At 69.7% G+C, this 16,603-nt stretch carries 23 protein-coding genes; 13 read left to right on the forward strand and 10 right to left on the reverse strand.

The annotated features are described in order from the left end of the window. Entirely contained in the window at positions 1-1,269 is a 1,269-nt protein-coding gene (gene nhaA, locus Q9S78_RS01510) for a Na+/H+ antiporter NhaA (RefSeq protein WP_116227752.1), read from the reverse strand. A 272-nt stretch (positions 1,270-1,541) separates the two neighbouring features. Here nhaA and Q9S78_RS01515 point away from each other — a divergent pair, with 272 nt between their 5' ends. From Q9S78_RS01515 to Q9S78_RS01530, 4 genes are all read left to right on the forward strand, one after another. Continuing rightward, entirely contained in the window at positions 1,542-1,994 is a 453-nt protein-coding gene (locus Q9S78_RS01515; protein ID WP_020098362.1) for an Asp23/Gls24 family envelope stress response protein, read from the forward strand. Between the two features lie 2 nt (positions 1,995-1,996). Further along, the gene (locus Q9S78_RS01520; RefSeq protein ID WP_116227754.1) at positions 1,997-2,212 is read left to right on the forward strand and encodes a hypothetical protein; all 216 of its coding nucleotides are present in this window, start codon (positions 1,997-1,999) and stop codon (positions 2,210-2,212) included. Between the two features lie 45 nt (positions 2,213-2,257). Then, the gene (locus Q9S78_RS01525; protein ID WP_018187723.1) at positions 2,258-2,527 is read left to right on the forward strand and encodes a GlsB/YeaQ/YmgE family stress response membrane protein; all 270 of its coding nucleotides are present in this window, start codon (positions 2,258-2,260) and stop codon (positions 2,525-2,527) included. Between the two features lie 130 nt (positions 2,528-2,657). Continuing rightward, complete coding sequence (locus Q9S78_RS01530) at positions 2,658-3,662, forward strand: adenosine deaminase (protein WP_311868442.1); 1,005 nt, start codon at positions 2,658-2,660, stop codon at positions 3,660-3,662. A 1-nt stretch (position 3,663) separates the two neighbouring features. On the opposite strand, the gene Q9S78_RS01535 is transcribed toward Q9S78_RS01530, so the two are convergent. Genes Q9S78_RS01535 through Q9S78_RS01555 form a run of 5 tightly spaced genes read right to left on the reverse strand, consistent with a single transcriptional unit; the run spans position 3,664 to position 7,396 of the window. Then, positions 3,664-4,116, reverse strand: a complete 453-nt coding sequence (locus Q9S78_RS01535) for an MSMEG_6728 family protein (protein ID WP_311868443.1) — start codon at positions 4,114-4,116, stop codon at positions 3,664-3,666. A gap of 1 nt (position 4,117) precedes the next feature. Further along, a complete protein-coding gene (locus tag Q9S78_RS01540) occupies positions 4,118-4,492 on the reverse strand; it encodes a DUF3253 domain-containing protein (protein WP_311858376.1) in 375 nt (124 codons plus the stop codon). A 56-nt stretch (positions 4,493-4,548) separates the two neighbouring features. Then, on the reverse strand, positions 4,549-5,346 hold the full coding sequence (locus Q9S78_RS01545; protein ID WP_311858377.1) for a DNA-formamidopyrimidine glycosylase family protein: 798 nt from the start codon (positions 5,344-5,346) through the stop codon (positions 4,549-4,551). 18 nt (positions 5,347-5,364) lie between these two features. After that, entirely contained in the window at positions 5,365-6,357 is a 993-nt protein-coding gene (locus Q9S78_RS01550) for an alpha/beta fold hydrolase (RefSeq protein WP_311858378.1), read from the reverse strand. Positions 6,358-6,409: 52 nt separating this feature from the next. Continuing rightward, a complete protein-coding gene (locus Q9S78_RS01555; protein ID WP_018187729.1) occupies positions 6,410-7,396 on the reverse strand; it encodes an aldo/keto reductase in 987 nt (328 codons plus the stop codon). A 137-nt stretch (positions 7,397-7,533) separates the two neighbouring features. On the opposite strand from Q9S78_RS01555, the gene Q9S78_RS01560 reads away from it, so the two are divergent. After that, entirely contained in the window at positions 7,534-9,084 is a 1,551-nt protein-coding gene (locus Q9S78_RS01560; protein ID WP_311858380.1) for a cryptochrome/photolyase family protein, read from the forward strand. A 14-nt stretch (positions 9,085-9,098) separates the two neighbouring features. Further along, positions 9,099-9,836 (forward strand): SDR family NAD(P)-dependent oxidoreductase, encoded by a 738-nt coding sequence (locus Q9S78_RS01565; protein ID WP_311858381.1) that lies wholly within the window; start codon positions 9,099-9,101, stop codon positions 9,834-9,836. Positions 9,837-9,843: 7 nt separating this feature from the next. Here Q9S78_RS01565 and Q9S78_RS01570 read toward each other — a convergent pair whose 3' ends face one another. Together Q9S78_RS01570 and Q9S78_RS01575 are read right to left on the reverse strand one after the other, a co-directional pair. Further along, entirely contained in the window at positions 9,844-10,281 is a 438-nt protein-coding gene (locus Q9S78_RS01570; RefSeq protein ID WP_311858382.1) for a hypothetical protein, read from the reverse strand. Between the two features lie 79 nt (positions 10,282-10,360). Continuing rightward, positions 10,361-10,789 carry an SRPBCC family protein gene (locus Q9S78_RS01575; protein WP_311858383.1) on the reverse strand — a complete coding sequence of 143 codons (429 nt, stop codon included), beginning with the start codon at positions 10,787-10,789 and terminating at the stop codon, positions 10,361-10,363. A gap of 98 nt (positions 10,790-10,887) precedes the next feature. Here Q9S78_RS01575 and Q9S78_RS01580 point away from each other — a divergent pair, with 98 nt between their 5' ends. The 4 genes from Q9S78_RS01580 to Q9S78_RS01595 all read left to right on the forward strand — a co-directional run bounded on the left by Q9S78_RS01580 (position 10,888) and on the right by Q9S78_RS01595 (position 12,751). Continuing rightward, the gene (locus tag Q9S78_RS01580; RefSeq protein ID WP_311868445.1) at positions 10,888-11,439 is read left to right on the forward strand and encodes a hypothetical protein; all 552 of its coding nucleotides are present in this window, start codon (positions 10,888-10,890) and stop codon (positions 11,437-11,439) included. Continuing rightward, the gene (locus tag Q9S78_RS01585; RefSeq protein WP_311868447.1) at positions 11,439-11,978 is read left to right on the forward strand and encodes a hypothetical protein; all 540 of its coding nucleotides are present in this window, start codon (positions 11,439-11,441) and stop codon (positions 11,976-11,978) included. The genes Q9S78_RS01580 and Q9S78_RS01585 overlap by 1 nt, the downstream gene beginning before the upstream one ends. Further along, on the forward strand, positions 11,966-12,493 hold the full coding sequence (locus tag Q9S78_RS01590; protein WP_311868449.1) for a DUF6611 family protein: 528 nt from the start codon (positions 11,966-11,968) through the stop codon (positions 12,491-12,493). Before Q9S78_RS01585 ends, Q9S78_RS01590 begins: the two co-directional genes overlap by 13 nt. 87 nt (positions 12,494-12,580) lie before the next feature. Then, positions 12,581-12,751, forward strand: coding sequence for a CsbD family protein (locus Q9S78_RS01595; protein WP_311868450.1), 171 nt, complete (start codon positions 12,581-12,583; stop codon positions 12,749-12,751). Positions 12,752-12,824: 73 nt separating this feature from the next. On the opposite strand, the gene Q9S78_RS01600 is transcribed toward Q9S78_RS01595, so the two are convergent. Continuing rightward, positions 12,825-13,460, reverse strand: a complete 636-nt coding sequence (locus tag Q9S78_RS01600; protein ID WP_051082826.1) for a VanZ family protein — start codon at positions 13,458-13,460, stop codon at positions 12,825-12,827. A gap of 233 nt (positions 13,461-13,693) precedes the next feature. On the opposite strand from Q9S78_RS01600, the gene Q9S78_RS01605 reads away from it, so the two are divergent. The 3 genes from Q9S78_RS01605 (at position 13,694) to Q9S78_RS01615 (ending at position 16,015) form a co-directional block, all read left to right on the forward strand. Next, positions 13,694-14,212, forward strand: coding sequence for a GNAT family N-acetyltransferase (locus tag Q9S78_RS01605; RefSeq protein ID WP_311868455.1), 519 nt, complete (start codon positions 13,694-13,696; stop codon positions 14,210-14,212). 92 nt (positions 14,213-14,304) lie between these two features. Then, entirely contained in the window at positions 14,305-14,688 is a 384-nt protein-coding gene (locus tag Q9S78_RS01610) for a cytidine deaminase family protein (protein ID WP_018187738.1), read from the forward strand. Between the two features lie 40 nt (positions 14,689-14,728). After that, a complete protein-coding gene (locus tag Q9S78_RS01615; protein WP_311868458.1) occupies positions 14,729-16,015 on the forward strand; it encodes an MFS transporter in 1,287 nt (428 codons plus the stop codon). On the opposite strand, the gene Q9S78_RS01620 is transcribed toward Q9S78_RS01615, so the two are convergent. Continuing rightward, positions 16,012-16,524, reverse strand: a complete 513-nt coding sequence (locus tag Q9S78_RS01620; RefSeq protein WP_311868461.1) for a tetratricopeptide repeat protein — start codon at positions 16,522-16,524, stop codon at positions 16,012-16,014. The genes Q9S78_RS01615 and Q9S78_RS01620 overlap by 4 nt on opposite strands. Positions 16,525-16,603 lie beyond the last annotated feature (79 nt).

The following is a 16,603-nucleotide window of genomic DNA, read 5'->3' on the forward strand; positions in this document are numbered from 1 at the left end:
TCAAGACGGGGGTGTGGTTCCAGTCTGACGCACCCGTCGGGCCCGCCAGGCGAGCACGACGCCGCCGAGGATCGCGGCGACGACCGACCCGGCGAGGATGCCGATCTTCGCGTGCTCGTCTTCGAGCGATCCGACCCCGTACGAGAGTTCGCCCACGAGCAGCGCGACGGTGAACCCGATGCCGGCGAGCAGGCCGACGCCGACCATGTCACCCCACCGCAGCTCGAACGTCCGCCGGACCGCGGGGATGCGCGTCAGCAGGAACACCGCGAGCAGGATGCCGATCGGCTTGCCGAGGACGAGTCCGACCAGGATGCCGAGGGTCACCGGATCGGCGAAGGCCGCCGTCAGCCCCTCCCAGCCGCCGACCGTGACGCCCGCCGAGAAGAAGGCGAAGATCGGCAGCGCGACCAGGGTCGAGATCGGCCCGAAGCGGTCGGCGAAGTGCGCCGTCAACGCATCGTGGATCGGGGAACCGTCGGCATCCGTCCCCACCCGCACGCGGGCCCGCGGCGTCACCGTCGCGGGGACCATGAAGGCGAGGACCACACCGGCGATGGTCGCGTGCACGCCCGATGCGTGCACGAAGCCCCACGTGACGATCGCGAGCGGCATCAGTACCCACCAGTGACGGATGCCGCGCCGCACCGCCAGGGCGAACAGCACCAGCGGAACGATTGCGGCCGCGAGCCAGACCGGCTGCAGGTCGTCGGTGTAGACGGTGGCGATGATGGTGATCGCGAAGAGGTCGTCGACGACGGCGAGGGTGAGCAGGAACACGCGCAGCGCGGGAGGCAGTCCCTTCGCGACGACGGCGAAGACCGCGATCGCGAAGGCGATGTCGGTCGCAGTGGGGATCGCCCAGCCGCGCACGGCGTCGCCGGGGACGGCCGCGGTGAAGGCGGTGAAGATGAGCGCCGGGACGATGACGCCGCCGAGCGCGCCGATGACGGGGACGGCGGCGACACGCGGCGAGCGCAGACGCCCGGCGACGATCTCCTCCTTCAGCTCGAGCCCGACGACGAAGAAGAAGATCGCGAGCAGGCCGTCCGCTGCCCAGTGCGCGACGGTGAGGTCGAGGTGGAGGGCTTCGGGGCCGAACGAGGTCTCGCGGACGCCCACGTACCAGTCCGCGAGGGGCGAGTTGGCGAGGACGAGGGCCGCGACCGTGGCGGCCAGCAGCAGGATGCCGCCGAAGGTGTCGGTGCGGACGGTCTGGCGGATCCCGCGCCAGATCTCGTGCGGTGCCGTGTGGGATGAAGAGGACATGACGGATCGCTTTCCGCGGGGGATCGGGGGGTCGCTGAGACGTGGTGGGAGGGGTGCCTCAGGACGCGGACGGCGGACAGCCGACGAACGACGACACGGTGTGCTCGATTCCGCAGCACGCCAGGGTCGTCATACATCGAGGGTATCCCCGGCGACTTTTTTGTGACGTTCCTTGCGTTCCGGCCCTCTCATCTGTGAGGGCGGATTGGGATGCCCTCCCGCGCGGCCGCTTCGGCACGGCGCGGCACAGAGCACACAGTAGGGACACTTCCATGGCTGAGAAGACGACGACCACCCCCGCCACGCGCGTCGACCGTGCGGCATCCACCCGTCACCAGGACGACCACGCGGTCGCCGGCCGGATCACGATCGCCGACGGCGTCGTGGCCAAGGTGGCCGGCATCGCCGCTCGCGAGGTCAGCGGCGTGTACGCGCTCGGCGGCGGCGGAGCCCGCGCGCTCGGCGCGATCCGCGAGGCTGTGAACGCGACCGACCTGACGCAGGGCGTCAAGGTCGAGGTCGGCGAAACGCAGGCCGCCGCCGACCTGAAGGTCGTCGTCGAGTACCCGGCGCCGATCGGACGCGTCGCCGACGAGGTCCGCACCTCGGTTGCCGGCGCCATCGAGCGGCTCACGGGACTCGACGTCGTCGAGGTCAACGTCGAGATCCACGACGTCCACATCGCCGACGATGAGGACGAGCAGACCGAGTCGCGCGTCGCCTGACCATGCGCAACAAGATCCTGGTCCTCGGCGCGATCGCGTTCACGGCCTACGTCATCGGCAGCCGGTCGGTGACCGTGAAGAAGTCCGAATCGGTGCCGCACCAGCTCGTGCGGCTGCGCGATGAGCGCAAGGCCAAGAAGGACCGCGAACGGAAAGCGAAGAAGATCACCGCCGCCGTCAAGGACGTAGCGCACGACGTGCGCAAGCGACTGAGCTGACGGCATCCGTTCCAGCGGTATCCGATTCACTACTAAGGAGTCACCATGGGCTTTTTCGGTTTCCTCATCCTCGGCCTGCTCGCGGGCGCGATCGCGAAGCTGATCCTGCCGGGCAAGCAGGGGGGCGGCTGGTTCGTCACGCTGCTCCTCGGCATCGTCGGCGCGCTGCTCGGCGGTTGGCTCGGCGGGCTGATCTTCAACGTCAACCTCAACGAGTTCTTCTCGCTGTCGACGTGGCTGCTCGCCATCGGCGGCTCGCTCATCGTGCTGCTGATCTACGGCGCGCTCGTCGGCCGAAAGGGCGCCAAGCGCTGATCAGCTCACAGAGCTGAGTACCTGGAAGGGTGCGGAAGACGGCCGACTCGCCGCCTCCGCACCCTTCCGTCTTATCCGGGGCCGGGGACGGACCGTCTTCACCTCACGCGGGTGCGTACGATGGCTCCCCGTGACGAGCCCTGATCTGCGCACCCTCCCGAAGGCCGAGCTGCACCTGCACATCGAGGGCACGCTCGAGCCGGAACTCGCGTTCGCTCTCGCCGAGCGCAACGGCGTGACCCTGCCGTTCGCGGACGTCGACGATCTGCGGCGCCGCTACGACTTCGAGGATCTGCAGTCGTTCCTCGACCTGTACTACGCGTGCATGGCGGTGCTGCGAACCGAGCAGGACTTCACCGACCTCGCGACCGCCTATCTCGAGCGGGCCGCGGCCGACGGTGTCCGTCACGTCGAGATGTTCTTCGACCCGCAGGTCCACGCCGTCAACGGCGTGCCGGTCGACGTCGTCATCGACGGGCTCCGCGCCGGGCTCGACATCGGGCGGGAGCGGTTCGGCATCACCGGCGGGCTGATCGTCTGCATCGTCCGCGACCACCCGGTTGCGTCGGCCGAAGCCCTTCTCGATGAGATCGCGCCACGTGCGCACGAGCTGCTCGGCATCGGCCTGGACTCCGCGGAGGTCGGCTACCCGCCGTCTCTGTTCGAGGGCGTCTTCCGCCGGGCCGCCGAGCTGGGACTGCGTCGCGTCGCCCACGCCGGCGAGGAGGCACCGGCCGCATACGTGTGGGAGGCGCTGCGCCTGCTCGAGGTCGAGCGGGTGGACCACGGCATCCGCTCGATCGACGACCCCGAGCTGCTGGCGCATCTCGCCGAGCACCGCGTCGCGCTGACGGTGTGCCCGCTCTCCAACGTGCGCCTGCGGGCCGTGCCCGAACTGAGCGCCCACCCCCTGCGGGAGCTCGTCGACGCGGGCGTCGTCGTGACGATCAACTCCGATGATCCCTCCTACTTCGGCGGATACATCGGCGACAACTACGCCGCCGTCGCCTCGCTCGGTTTCGACACGGCCGAGCTCGCGCAGCTCGCCGCGAACTCGATCGAGGCGTCCTTCGCGGATGCCGGGCGCAAAGCTGACCTCCTCGCGCAGGTGCGGGAGTGGGCGGCATCCGCCTGAGTCAGTCCGCCTCGGCCTTCGGCCATACGTACGGCAGGTCGTCGGGATCGTCGAATCCCTGCGCCCGGTAGAACTCGGGATCTTTGCGCAACAGGTTCGAGCGGTGCGAGCGGTGGACGTCCTCGCGGCCGAACCAGGGCGGCATCGGCACCGTTCCGGACCGGTACTCGGCGCCGTCCTCTGGGATCTCGTCGAGGGTCGCCAGGGTCGAGGCGCGGGTCGTGTCGGCGAAGCCGCGCCGCATCCATTCATCGACCGTGAGGTCCTGGTAGACCATGAGCGCGGCTCGGTGCCCGCGCCACATCTTTACGGCCGGATGGTGTCGCCAGCCGTAGTCCGGAATCGTGAGCGCGCGCATCACCTGCAGCGTCTCGACGCGCTGCTTGCCGAGCCGCTTCGTGTCGAGCGCCGCCATGCCGCGGGCGAGGTCGTCGAACGGGACGAAGGTCTGCACGTCAGTGTGCCTTCCGGATGCGGATGGGTCCCTTCGCGGTCGACGGGTCGACGACCTGTCCGCGCTGGGTGATCTCGACCTCGCCGATCGCGACCAAGCGACGCGCGGCGCGGCGGGCAGGTTCCATGAGGTCACGCCAGTCCTCGCCGCCGACGGCGCGCGCCGCCTCGGACGGGCAGATCGTCGCCGACGCCGCGCGCGCATCGAGCAGCTCGCGGATCGACGCCGTGAGCTTCTCGTCGACAGGACGGATGCCGCGCCTCCGGCACGCGTCGGAGCAGTACTTCACGTCGTCCCAGTTCTTCTCCCACTTCTTGCGCCACTGGATCTCGCGTCCGCACGAGGCGCACGTCTTGGGTGCAGGGGTGGAAGCCATGCCGCGACGCTACGTCGAGCGGCCAGCACGGGCGAGGGGGTTGCGGTCGCGCAGTCTCACGTTTCGGGCTGGCACCGCGGGCACCACCACGTGCGGCGGCGCTCGGGGTCGTTCGCGACCTCGTCGCGCACGAGGATCCGGGTGCCGCACCGCAGACATGGGCGCCCGGCGCGACCGACGACCCAGTGCGATTCGCCCTTCCGCGTCGAGCCGGTGGTCACCTGGTACATGCCGGGCACGGTGGCCGATGTCCGCAGCATGCGGGCTGCCCGTTCGACGAGCGGCCCGAGGTCGGCCGAGGCGATCGGCGCGAACGGATGCACACCCGAGAGGAACGCCGTCTCGTTGACCCACAGATTGCCGAGTCCTGCCATGTTGCGCTGGTCGAGAAGCGCCGCGACGAGGGGGCGCTCGGGTCGCACGGATAGGCGGCGGACGGCCTCGGCGGCATCCCAGTCCTCGCGCAGCGGATCGGGACCGAGATACCCGAGCAGCGCACCCTCGTCGGCCGTCGCGACGAGCTCGACGACCGGCAGGTCGATGCCCCACAGCGTCGCCTCGTCGTCGAGCCGCATCCGGACGCGAACCCGGTGATCCTCGCGCGAGGGGATGCGACGACCGGGCCGCGTCACGGTCCAACTCCCCTGCATCCGCAGGTGGGTGTGCAGCGTCTGCCCGGTGTCGAAACGGGTCAGCAGGTGCTTGCCCTGCGTGTCGTACGAGGTGATCCGCGCCCCGGCGAGCACTGCACCCGCCGCCGCCCCGGAACGCAGCTCGCCCGCGACGACGACGTGACCGACGGATGCCGCGGCCAGCCGCTGCCGCAGCCGGTACACGCTGTCGCCCTCGGGCATCCGTTCACCCCCTGCGGCTCAGCGCACCTCGCGCCGCGGGTCCTGGCGCGCGCGGGAGTAGGCGCGCCACAGGATGCGGGCGTGCCGTTCCTTCGCGCGTTCGACGCCGGCCTCGTCGCGGCGCGCGGCCGACCACCACTCGGCCGCGCGTTCGCGCATCGCGCTCCAGACCACGCCGATGCCCGCGTGCGGCGGTGGCGGGACGGCGGCCTCCTCTGCCGGCATCCGGCCCTTCGGCCGCAGCGTGTCGTTCGCGTGCGACACGATGAGCTCGGCCGCCCCGACGGCGTGCGCGTTGATGATCGAGTGCGCCGCACCGCGGATCTCCCAGCGGCGCGCGTTCTGCGCGGCCGCGACCAGCCGCGAATGGAACCGGCGCGGCGACGTCGCGTCGTACTCGCCGCGGATGAACAGGACGGATGCCTCGACCCGCGGCATCCGCTCGACCAACCGGTATCGGAGCATGTGCGGCAGCACCTGCATGAAGTAGACGAAGCCGCAGAGGACGTAGGCCGACAGCGCCGTCATCGCGAGGTGGAACGTCTCGCGCGTCGCGGACTGGGCGAAGCGGAGCGCGACGATCGGGAATGACGACTCCTGGTCGTTGACGACGGGGCTCACCAGGACGGCGTGACGCACCTGCGGCCGCCGGATCAGCACCTCGGTGACGACCTGCGTGCCCATCGAATGACCGATGACGACAGGATCATCGAGGCCGTAGTGGTCGAGGACCTCTTCGACCCGGTCTGCGAAGAACTCGGCCGTGGGCTGGTCGCCGGGCCGCGGCATCCCTGCGAAGCCGGGCAGGTCGAGCGCGAAGACGTCGCCGTGCTCGGCGAGCGAGGGCGCGAGGAACTCGAAGTACGTCGCCGCGACGCCGACACCGGCCACGAGGACGAACGGCCGTCCGCCGTCGCCGGCCGTGGTCTCGACGCGCGTCACCCGCGTGCGGTGGGTGCCGCGTCCGACGTGCTCGACGTCGACGTCGGGGGCATCCTCGGTCGCGGGCATGCACCCAGGATGCCAGCCCGCGTCGGTGCCGCGCGCCGCAGGCCGCCGTCGCTCAGCGGTTCACGTACTCCATGAGGGTCGCGTTGTAGCGGTCGCCGGCGACGCCGACCCGCTGCGCGAGGCCGTCGAGGTCGGCGAGCTCATCCGCCGACAGCGCCACCTCGGTCGCGGCGGCGTTCTCGCGGATGCGCGACGTGCGCCGCGTGCCGGGGATGGGGACGATCGACGGATGCTGCGCGAGCAACCACGCCAGCGCGATCTGGCCGGGCGCGGCATCCTTCGCCTCGGCGAGGACCTTCACGTGATCGACCAGCGCCTGGTTCGCGGCCAGGTTCTCCGCCTCGAAACGCGGCACCCGGCGCCGGATGTCACCGTCGTCGAACGCGGTGTCGGTGCTGACCGTTCCCGTGAGGAATCCTTTGCCCAGCGGGCTGAACGGCACGAAGCCGATCCCGAGTTCGGCCAGGGTCGGCAGAACCTCGACCTCGGGGTCGCGGGTCCACAACGAGTATTCGCTCTGGACAGCGGTCACCGGGAACACGGCGTGCGCGGCGCGGATCGTCGCGGCGGATGCCTCGGACAGCCCGAAGTGACGCACCTTCCCCTCGGCGACGAGCTCGCCGACCGTCCCCGCGACGTCGGCGATGGGGACGTCCGGGTCGACCCGGTGCTGGTAGAAGAGGTCGAGCGTGTCGGTTCGGAGCCTGCGCAACGAGGCGTCGGCGACGCGACGGATCTGCTCCGGACGGCTGTCGAGTCCGACCGACTGGCCGTTCTGGATGTCCCACCCGAACTTCGTCGCGATGACGACCTGGTCGCGCACCGGTTCGAGGGCCTCGCCGACGAGCTCCTCGTTGACGTACGGGCCGTAGACCTCGGCCGTGTCGAAGAATGTGACGCCCGCGTCGAGCGCCGAACGGAGTACCGCGATCATCTCGCTGCGGTCGCCGGGGTTGGGTCCGTAGCTCTGCGACATCCCCATCGCTCCGAGCCCGATCGCCGAGACCTGCAGGTCCTGTCCAAGTGTCCTGGTGTGCATGTGTCAACCTCCTGCCCTCGACGCTAAGCCCCGCGACCCGGACGAGGGAGTCCCTGGCAGAACACCCCTCCGCTAGCGCAGCCCCGTCGCGCACACAAGCGCTGGGAACCGTCCGACCCTCTTCCTACGCTGGCGCCATGCTGCGACACCTCGTCATCGTGCTGGGCGATCAGCTCGATCACGACTCGAGCGCGTTCGACGACTTCGACCCCGATCAGGATGCCGTCTGGATGGCTGAGGTCGCCGGCGAATCCGAGCACGTCTGGAGCACGAAGCAGCGCACCGCCGTCTTCCTCGCGTCCATGCGGCACTTCGCCGCAGAGCTGACGGATGCCGAGCGTCCCCTGCACTACGCGAAGCTCGACGGTCGGTCGACGAAGCACTCGCTGGCCGACCAGCTCGCGGCCGACGTGACCAAGCTGAAGCCCGAGGGGCTCGTCGTGACGGAGCCCGGCGAGTGGCGGGTGCGCGAAGCGCTGCGCGAAGTGGCCGAGCACAGCGGAATCCCGTTGGACATCCGTGAGGACCGCCACTTCTTCAGCACCGTCGCCGAGTTCGCCGCACACTCCGAGGGACGGACCTCGCTGCGGATGGAGTACTTCTACCGCGAGATGCGCAAGAAGCACGACGTGTTGATGACGACCCGCGGTCAGCCCGTCGGCGGTTCGTGGAACTACGACGCCGACAACCGCAAGGCGTTCCCGAAGCAGGGACCCGGGCTGGTTCCCCCGCGCGCTCGGTTCGACCCCGACGAGACCACCCGCGAGGTCATCGCCCTCGTCGAGGCGAGGTTTGCCGACCACCCCGGCTCGCTCGACTCGTTCGCGTGGTCGGTCACCCGCGCGCAGGCGCTCGAGGCCCTCGACCTGTTCATCGAGGAACGCCTGCCCGGGTTCGGCGAGACGCAGGATGCGATGTGGCCGGGCGAGCCGTGGCTCTGGCACGCGCACCTGTCGTCGTCGATGAACCTGAAGATGCTGAACCCGCGCGAGGTCGTCGCCGCGGCGGAGGCGGCCTACCGCGACAAGAAGGCGCCGTTGCCTGCCGTCGAGGGCTTCATCCGACAGATCCTCGGGTGGCGCGAGTACGTCCGCGGCATCTACTGGACGCAGATGCCCGGGTATCTCGAGCGGAACGCGTTCGAGGCGTTCGAACCGCTCCCCGACTTCTACTGGACCGGCGACACGGCGATGGCGTGCCTGCAGGACGCGATCGGCACGACGCTCGAGAACGGGTACGCGCACCACATCCAGCGGCTCATGGTCACCGGGCTGTACGCGATGCTGCTCGGCGTCGATCCGAAGGAGGTCCACGCCTGGTACCTCGCGGTCTACGTCGACGCGGTCGAGTGGGCGGAACTTCCGAACACGCTCGGGATGAGCCAATACGCCGACGGCGGGTTGATGGGCAGCAAACCGTATGCCGCTACCGGCAAGTACATCGACCGCATGAGCCCCTACTGCAAGACGTGCCCGTTCGACCCCGCCAAGCGGGTAGGCGACGACGCGTGCCCCTTCACCACCCTTTACTGGGACTACCTCATCCGGCACGAGGAGCCCCTCGCCGCCAACCACCGCATGTCGCTGCAGGTGAAGAACGTGTCGCGCCTCGACGACGACGAGATCACCGGCATCCGTGAGCGCGCCGACGCGCTCCGGCGCGGCGACATCGCGGTTCCGCACACCTGAGCAAGGAGAGCATCATGACCTCGACCGACATCGCCCTCGTGACCGGCGCCCGTGGCGGTGTCGGAAGCGCCCTCGTCGCACGGCTGCGGGCGCGCGGTCTGCGCGTCGCCGCCGTGGGGCGGGATGCCGCATCCCTCGCCTCCGTCGATGCGGACGCGCACATCGAAGCCGACGTGACGACGCCCGAGGGTGCCGCCGCGGCGCTCGAGGGCTGCCGGTCCGAGCTGGGTGACGCACCGGCGTGGCTCGCGCACGCGGTCGGCAGTACGCTCATCACCCCGCTGCATCGGACGAAGGCCGACGCCGCGCGCGACATCCTGCGCGTGAACCTCGAGAGCAGCATCTGGATCCTGCAGGCCTGGCTCGAGGCGACGGGTAAACAGCCCGGCGCCGCCGTCTTCGCGAGCTCCGTCGTCGCGCGGATCGGCGTCGCCAACCACGAGGCGATCGCCGCCGCAAAGGGAGGCGTCGAGGCGCTCGTGCGCAGCGCCGCCGCCACGTATGCCGCGCGCGGCATCCGGGTCAACGCGGTAGCCCCGGGCATGACCGACACCCCGATGACCGCCGGCATGCTGAGCGTGCCGATGCAGCGCGACGGCGCCGAGAAGCAGTACCCGCTCGGTGGTGTGCAGACTGCCGACGATGTCGCGGCCGTCATGGACTGGCTGCTGTCGACGGATGCCGGTCGCATCACCGGTCAGGTGATCCCGGTCGACGGCGGCTTCACGACGGTGCGCCCGCTCGTGAAGTGACAGGCCGTCAGCTCGCTCGGGTGACGATGTAGACGTCATCCTCGTTCCGCGTGACGGCGACGGTGGCCGTGTCCGTTTTCTCGTACACCGGCCACGGCCCCTCCGAGGAGCAGAGGTCGACGCGTTCGCGTCGGAACTCGGCCGCGTCGACGCCGGTCGCGGTCACGGCGACGAGCGCCTGCGCGTCGTCGCGTTTCGACAGATCGGGGAGGTCCTTCGCCGAGACGCCGAGGCGGGTCGCGACGTCGGCCGGCAGCTCGTAGGGGCACACGATCGTAAACCGCTTCGCGTCCGCGTCGTCGACCAGGTCCGCGACCGGGACGGACGAGCCTTCGCTGACTGCCTTTACGACGTGATCTTCGACGTCACTGCTGCCCGGCGCGCAGGCGGTCGTGAGCCCGGCGGCGACGAGGACGAGGGGCAGGGCGGCGAGTGTGCGCTTCATGCCTCCTGTCTACGCAGTCGTCGCGCGCAGGGCGTCGGCCAGGAGAGGCATCCGTGTCAGCCGAGAGGATGATGCCGGATCAGGAGCTTTCGAGCATCCGCTTCGCGCGGGCGAGCGACGTCGACAGCGTCGAGCGAATCGAGTCGGCGATCATCGGCTCCGCGAGGCGCATGATCCCGGTCGGCTCGGCGTCGATGCGCACGGCGACGACGGTCGCGCCGTTCGCGTCGGCGAACTGCAGGTCGGAGGTCGTGGCCATGATCCCGCTCGTGCTGGTCACCGCCATCCGCGCGCCGGGGTCGTAGGCCGTGACGCGCCAGTCGAAGTCGACCTCGCGGCCGACCGCCCGCATCCGCGTGTGGAGAGTCGACCCGACGCCGACGGGCGGCGATGAGGTGAGCTCCTCGGAGATGACGGATTCGTCCCAGCGGGCGCGGCCCTCGGTGAAGAAGTCGAACACCTCGGTCACCGGGCGGTCGATGGTGACGGACTCGGTGACGGTGAACATCCCCTCACCCTAGGTGCCGGATGCGACGCGCGGGCCGGCCGTATGGGTTCCGTTCGGACCTGTTCCGCGGGCCTCGGCGAGCGCTTAGGACTGTGCTCATGACGTTGACCACGGTCCTCCCCTCGCTGCGACGCAGCATCCCCGATCCGATCGAACGGCGGGCATGGCCCGAGCACACCGTCGCGGAGGTACGCGATGTGACCGTGGCGGGTGTGTCGCTCACGCGCCTGGCCGAGCTCGAAGGGACGCCGTGCGTGATGACCGGCGACCTCGCCCACCCGCACACGCAGGATGCCCGCCGTCGCGGCATCGGCATGGACGTCACCGTCCTCGTCTTCCGCGTGACGCTGCGCGTCGACTCGCAGGACGGGCGCCGTCTCGCGCTCGTCGACTGCACCACGCACGACCTCCCGATCCAGTGGGAGCACTGCCGCCTCATCGGTCGCGCGTCCACCGCGAAGCAGGCGATGTTCGACATCGTCCCCGGCGATGTCGGCGCGCCCACCTGGCCCTACATGCAGGCGATCCTGCCCGCCGACCTCGTCGAGGGCGACCTGCTCGCGGTGCCGTGCACCGGCGCGCTCGCGCTGCGCGACGTGAAGCCCCGTCGCGTCTCGCCGGATGCCGACATCCCGACGGTCGTGCGCTGATGAGCGCTCTGCACACGATCATCGCCGCCGCGCGGCAGCACTCGCGGACCACGCCCGCACGACCGCCTCTGCTCCCCGCAGGCACGCGATTCGAGGAACGCGACATCCGCATCGGCGGACGTTCGCTACGGGAGCTGGCTCAGACGAGGACGACTCCCTGCGTCCTGATCGCGCCGGCCGAACGCAGCGACCGTGAGCGTTTCGTCAGCGTCGTAGTGACCACGGTCACGGGCCGGGAGGAGCCGGGGCCGTCATGCCGCACGGTCCACCTGTCGGTCGACAGCGACCTCGACGACGTCGCAGACCAGGTCACGCTCGCCCTCCTCCTGGGCGGCGCGACGGATCGCCGTCTGGTGTCGAGCGTCGTCGTGGGGTCGGGCTCGTCGCACCGGAAGGTGTCCGCGCTGCTGCCGGCGATCACGTCGCCCGGCGACCGGATCGTGCTCTTCTGCGAAGGGACCGTCGCCCGGTCCCAGCTGGTCGCCCCCACCGTCGACAGCGAATCCGACGAGGACTGGACGGGGCGATGCGGCAAGTAGACCCGGCCGGCATCCGCATCCGGCTGTTCCGCTCCGACCGCCCGCACTGGGGTCACGTGTGGCACGGTGTCACCCGTCACGGCATCGTGACCGACCGCATCGTCGTGTACTCGCCGCTGTCCTCGGACGCTGAGCGCACGTTCGCGCTGGCGGCATCCACCTTCTGGAAGGTCGCCGTCTGCGCCGGTTTCGTCCTCTGGATGGCCCTCGTCGGGATGGGCGCTCCGACGGTACCGACGCTGCTGCTGATGACCGCGGCGATCGTCGGACCGGGGGTGTTCCTGTCGTATCGGGGCCGAGCCGCGGCTCGCGACGCGCACTCCGTCCGGTGCACGTTCTTCGCCGGAGAGGTCTCGCCGTCGGCGTTGGATGTGGCCCACCGCATCCAACAGCAGGCCGACGAGCTCGACCACGCGGAGCAGGACCTCGTGCGAGGCCGGATCACCCGCGAGGAGTTCGACCTCGTGTGGCTGCACGCCTACGAGGCGACGGCGAGTCGGCGGCGCGAGTTGTGACTCTCACCAATCGGCGCCGAAATCAAGCGGTTGAGTGGAATCGTCGCGAGTCGGATCCTGGGATTCCCACGAACTGAGGAGTGTGCCATGGGTCTCGACGACAAGATCAAGAACGCTGCGCAGGACATCGCCGGCAAGGCGAAGGAAGCCCTGGGCGAGCACCGCAATGACGAGGACCTTCGCCGCGAGGGCGAAGTCGACCAGCGCGAAGCGAACCTCAAGAAGGCCGGCGAGAACGTCAAGGACGCGTTCAAGTAAGCCAGGTGGACTGAATGTGTGAAGGCCCCGCCGGTCAGCCGGTGGGGCCTTCACGTTTTCGCAGCCGCGGTGACTAAGAGGCGTCCGTTTTCGCAGGTGATCTCGAGGGCGTGGGTCCGCCGACACCGGGTGCGCCCAACGCTGAATCCGAAGCCGGACTTTCGTGCCACCGGAACAGGCGAACGAGCGCGGACAATCCGGGGATCCGCAGAGCGACCAGGTAGACCCCGTACCCGACGACACCTCCGACGGTGTTCCACATCAGGTCGTTGACGTCGGCGATGTGACCGCCGGCGAAGAAGGCTTGCGCCGCGAGCTGCAGGAACTCGATCCCCAGGCTGATCGAGACGGCGATGAGCACAACTTTCGCCCAGGACGCGCGGCGCACGAGGAGCGGAATCAGAACTCCCAGCGGTGCGAAGACCGCGATGTTCATGAGCGCGTCGTCGACCTCGTAGTCGTAGAAGGGCACCAGCGCGAGCTTCGGGGTCCACGGCTCACCGCTGTCAACCGGGGTCAGGTAGATCGGGAAGATCGTGTTGGCGAAGATCCCGGCGGCGTAGACCGCGACGACGAGAGCTGTCACGGCGCGAGCCCATGTGAGCTTCTTCCGCCGCGCCAGCACGGCGATCAGCAGCACGAACAGTGCGACGCCGAGCGGAATCGCCACCGGCAGGACAGGAACTTCGCCGAACGGGTTTGTGGACACTCCGGGACTCTATCCGTGTCGAACGCGGGCTCCTGGCCGGCGTGCTGAGCGTGGAGGCTGTAGGCCGATGCAATGGATGCCGCGCGACACGCCGCGCCCCGGCATCCATCACCGGCGTGCCGCCCCTGCACTATTGCATCCGTCACCGGCGGGGCCGGAAGATCACCTCGACAGGCTGGCTTCGCGGGCTTCCGACCATGACCCCGGATGCCGCCTACTTGTACGTTGGTCAGGTGTCGCCACGCATCAGGTTCGCAACCACGGCGGACGCGACCTCGATCGAACGGATCGAGAACGACGCGGACCGTCTCCTGATCGACCGGCTCGAACCCGATGCATGGTCGCCGGCGCCCCCGGGTGCGGAGCGCATCACGGACCTGGGGTTCGTTCTCGTCGCGGAGGTCGACGAGGACGTCGTGGGCTTCGTGCACGTTCTGGAGATCGACGACGCGTGCCACCTGGAGCAGCTGTCCGTCAGTCCGGCGTTCGCGCGGCGGGGCCTGGGCCGGGCCCTGACGGAGGCCGCGAAGCGTCACGCCGGTGAACGCGGGCATTCGCGGATCACGCTCCGGACGTTTGCGGACGTGCCGTGGAACGCACCGTTCTACGCGACGGTGGGCTTCGCCGAGGAGGAGCCCTCGACCGCGTTCCACCGCTCCCTCGTCGAGGTCGAGGCACGCCTCGGACTCGACCGCTACGGGCGGCGCGTGCAGATGGGCGCGACCCTCCGACCCGCCAGCGCCGTGCATTGAGCGGACGCCGCCGCCTAGGTCGACAAGGTGTGCGTCGTCCGAACCTGCGCACCAGCGATGACAAGACCCAGCGCACACTACAGTTGCCCTCCATGCGACCCTCTGAACCTGACCAACAGGTCATCGCCGCGGCTGAGGCCCGTGCCCGCACGCTGGGGGAGAACGCGAACCACACCGTCGCCGCCGCCGTGATCGACATCGACGGTCGCGTCCACGAGGCCGTGAACGTCTTCCACTTCACCGGCGGGCCCTGCGCAGAGTTGGTCGCTCTCGGCGTCGCGGCGACCGCTGGGGCACCGCGACTCCTCGCCATCGCTGCGGCCGGCGACGGTGGGCGCGGCCTGATCCCACCATGCGGCCGGTGCCGTCAGGTCCTGCTCGACCAGCACCCGGACATCCTGGTCGCCATCCCCACTGCCGACGGTCCCGTGATGCGGCCGGTCGGCGAACTGCTCCCGGATGCTTACTTCCGCTGACCGCGCATCACCCGCCCACCCGCGCGGATAGGGTCGCACCATGCGCAACGCGGGCCCGCCGGGATCGTCCGGCGAAGGCCGAACCGAGGTCCTGCGCATCCCGGCATTCCGGCTCTTCTGGACGGCGACGACCATCCGCGGGTTCGGGTCGGCCATCGCGAACGTCGCGTTCCAAGTGCTCATCGTCACGGTGGTCGCGGCGACGCCGGCGCAGATCGGCATCCTGAACGCGCTGGGCGTCGCGCCGTACCTCTTTCTCGGGTTCATCATCGGAGCGCTGATGGATCGTTGGAACCGGCAGCGCACGCTGGTGCTGACGAGCATCGGCCGCGCGGTCGTCTTCGCGCTGATCCCGGTCCTGCTGCTGCTCGGCCACCTCGACTTCTGGTCGCTCGCGGCGATCATGCTCACGCTCGGAGTCCTGACCCTGTTCGCCCAGTCGGCGGAGCAGCCGTTCGTGCCGCAGATCGTCCCCCGGTCGTCCCTCGTGTCGGCGAACGCGAGACTCGGCCAGAGCGAGACCGTCGCGGGGACGGCGGGCCCTGCTGCCGGGGGCGCACTCCTCACCCTCGTCGGCGCGCCTCTCATCTTCGTGTTCGAGGCCGTCATCCATGCGGTGTCGGCCGTTCTCCAGTCCCGCATCCGGGTCACCGAGTCCGCGCCCGCTCCCCGCAGGGCGGGTCGTCACATCGGTCACGACATCGTCGAAGGCATGCGCTTCACGTACCGGCACAAAACGCTTCGCCCGCTGGCGCTGTCGGTGCACGTCTGGTTCCTCGGCAACAGCATCGTGGCGACCGTGTTCGCCGTCTTCGCGCTCCGAGAACTGGGGATGCCGGCCTGGGCCTACGGCATCGCCGTGGCCGTCGGCGGGGTCGGCGGCTTCCTCGGCGCGATCATCGCGCCCGCCGTCGGCGAGCGGATAGGAGCCGGGCGGGCGATCCTCGTCGGCCGCAGTCTGACGGTCGTGCCGTGGCTGCTCCTGGCGGTCGTCCCTCTCAGCAGCGCGACGACCATGACGGTGCTCCTCGTGATCGTGTCGATCGCGCAGTTCCTCTTCGGCCTGGCGATGGGCGTCGAGGATGCGAACGACATCTCGTATCGTCAGGCGATCGCGCCCGATGCAATCCAGGGCCGCATGAACGCGACGATCCGCACGACGAACCGCATCGTCTTCTTCTTCGGAGCCCTCGGCGCCGGGGTGCTCGTCACCTGGCTCGGGTACGCGGCCAGCCTCGGCGTCGCGGCCGCGGTCTTCGCCGTCGCTGCGTTGGTGATCGTGTTCTCGCCGCTGCGGAACGCGCGCCACGGCGAGGCCGGGGTCTAGCCGGCGGATTCTCCCGCGCCCAGGTCGCGCAGATTGGCGGCGTTGCCGCGGATCGCCGGCTTGTAGCGCTCGAGCTCGGGAGAGTCGACGTGGTGGGCGATCACATCGAGGAGCGATCCGAGCGCGGCGTGGACGTGCCCCGCCGCGTGCAGCGTGATCGCCTCGAAGACGGCGAGGGATGCGGCATCCGGGAACTCCGTCCGCGCTCCGGCGAAAAGTGCGAGGGACTCGTCGAAACGACCGAGGTTGCGCAGCGTGCTGCCGTACTGCAGGAGGCAACGGCGTCGGACATCTCCCTCGAGGCCAGCGGCGAGAGCCTGTTCGTAGAGCTCGGCAGCCGCCTCTTCCTGACCGGCCGTGTCGTGCGCGCCGGCGTACTCGTAGAGCACCCGCGCGTCCGTCGGATGCTCGTCGTAAATGACTTTCAGAGCCGCCAGTGTCGGCGCCATGTCGTCGCGATCGCGTGCGGCCAGCAGTCGATCGAGCTCGGCGTACACGGCGTCAGTCATGGTCCGATCGTGTCACGGTGCCGAGGGCGCGTTCGAAGAACACGAGGTCCCCACGTCGGCCGACCTCGTGAAGCCCTGC

The sequence above is a fragment of the Microbacterium aquilitoris genome (assembly GCF_031932285.1).
GTDB lineage: Bacteria > Actinomycetota > Actinomycetes > Actinomycetales > Microbacteriaceae > Microbacterium > Microbacterium aquilitoris.

Bases quoted from the DNA above. Each gene is read 5' to 3' on its own strand.
- nhaA (WP_116227752.1), bottom strand. From the start codon at position 1,269: ATGTCCTCTTCATCCCACACGGCACCGCACGAGATCTGGCGCGGGATC.
- Q9S78_RS01515 (WP_020098362.1), top strand. From the start codon at position 1,542: ATGGCTGAGAAGACGACGACCACCCCCGCCACGCGCGTCGACCGTGCG.
- Q9S78_RS01520 (WP_116227754.1), top strand. From the start codon at position 1,997: ATGCGCAACAAGATCCTGGTCCTCGGCGCGATCGCGTTCACGGCCTAC.
- Q9S78_RS01525 (WP_018187723.1), top strand. From the start codon at position 2,258: ATGGGCTTTTTCGGTTTCCTCATCCTCGGCCTGCTCGCGGGCGCGATC.
- Q9S78_RS01540 (WP_311858376.1), bottom strand. From the start codon at position 4,492: ATGGCTTCCACCCCTGCACCCAAGACGTGCGCCTCGTGCGGACGCGAG.
- Q9S78_RS01545 (WP_311858377.1), bottom strand. From the start codon at position 5,346: ATGCCCGAGGGCGACAGCGTGTACCGGCTGCGGCAGCGGCTGGCCGCG.
- Q9S78_RS01550 (WP_311858378.1), bottom strand. From the start codon at position 6,357: ATGCCCGCGACCGAGGATGCCCCCGACGTCGACGTCGAGCACGTCGGA.
- Q9S78_RS01555 (WP_018187729.1), bottom strand. From the start codon at position 7,396: ATGCACACCAGGACACTTGGACAGGACCTGCAGGTCTCGGCGATCGGG.
- Q9S78_RS01560 (WP_311858380.1), top strand. From the start codon at position 7,534: ATGCTGCGACACCTCGTCATCGTGCTGGGCGATCAGCTCGATCACGAC.
- Q9S78_RS01565 (WP_311858381.1), top strand. From the start codon at position 9,099: ATGACCTCGACCGACATCGCCCTCGTGACCGGCGCCCGTGGCGGTGTC.
- Q9S78_RS01570 (WP_311858382.1), bottom strand. From the start codon at position 10,281: ATGAAGCGCACACTCGCCGCCCTGCCCCTCGTCCTCGTCGCCGCCGGG.
- Q9S78_RS01575 (WP_311858383.1), bottom strand. From the start codon at position 10,789: ATGTTCACCGTCACCGAGTCCGTCACCATCGACCGCCCGGTGACCGAG.
- Q9S78_RS01580 (WP_311868445.1), top strand. From the start codon at position 10,888: ATGACGTTGACCACGGTCCTCCCCTCGCTGCGACGCAGCATCCCCGAT.
- Q9S78_RS01585 (WP_311868447.1), top strand. From the start codon at position 11,439: ATGAGCGCTCTGCACACGATCATCGCCGCCGCGCGGCAGCACTCGCGG.
- Q9S78_RS01590 (WP_311868449.1), top strand. From the start codon at position 11,966: ATGCGGCAAGTAGACCCGGCCGGCATCCGCATCCGGCTGTTCCGCTCC.
- Q9S78_RS01595 (WP_311868450.1), top strand. From the start codon at position 12,581: ATGGGTCTCGACGACAAGATCAAGAACGCTGCGCAGGACATCGCCGGC.
- Q9S78_RS01610 (WP_018187738.1), top strand. From the start codon at position 14,305: ATGCGACCCTCTGAACCTGACCAACAGGTCATCGCCGCGGCTGAGGCC.
- Q9S78_RS01615 (WP_311868458.1), top strand. From the start codon at position 14,729: ATGCGCAACGCGGGCCCGCCGGGATCGTCCGGCGAAGGCCGAACCGAG.
- Q9S78_RS01620 (WP_311868461.1), bottom strand. From the start codon at position 16,524: ATGACTGACGCCGTGTACGCCGAGCTCGATCGACTGCTGGCCGCACGC.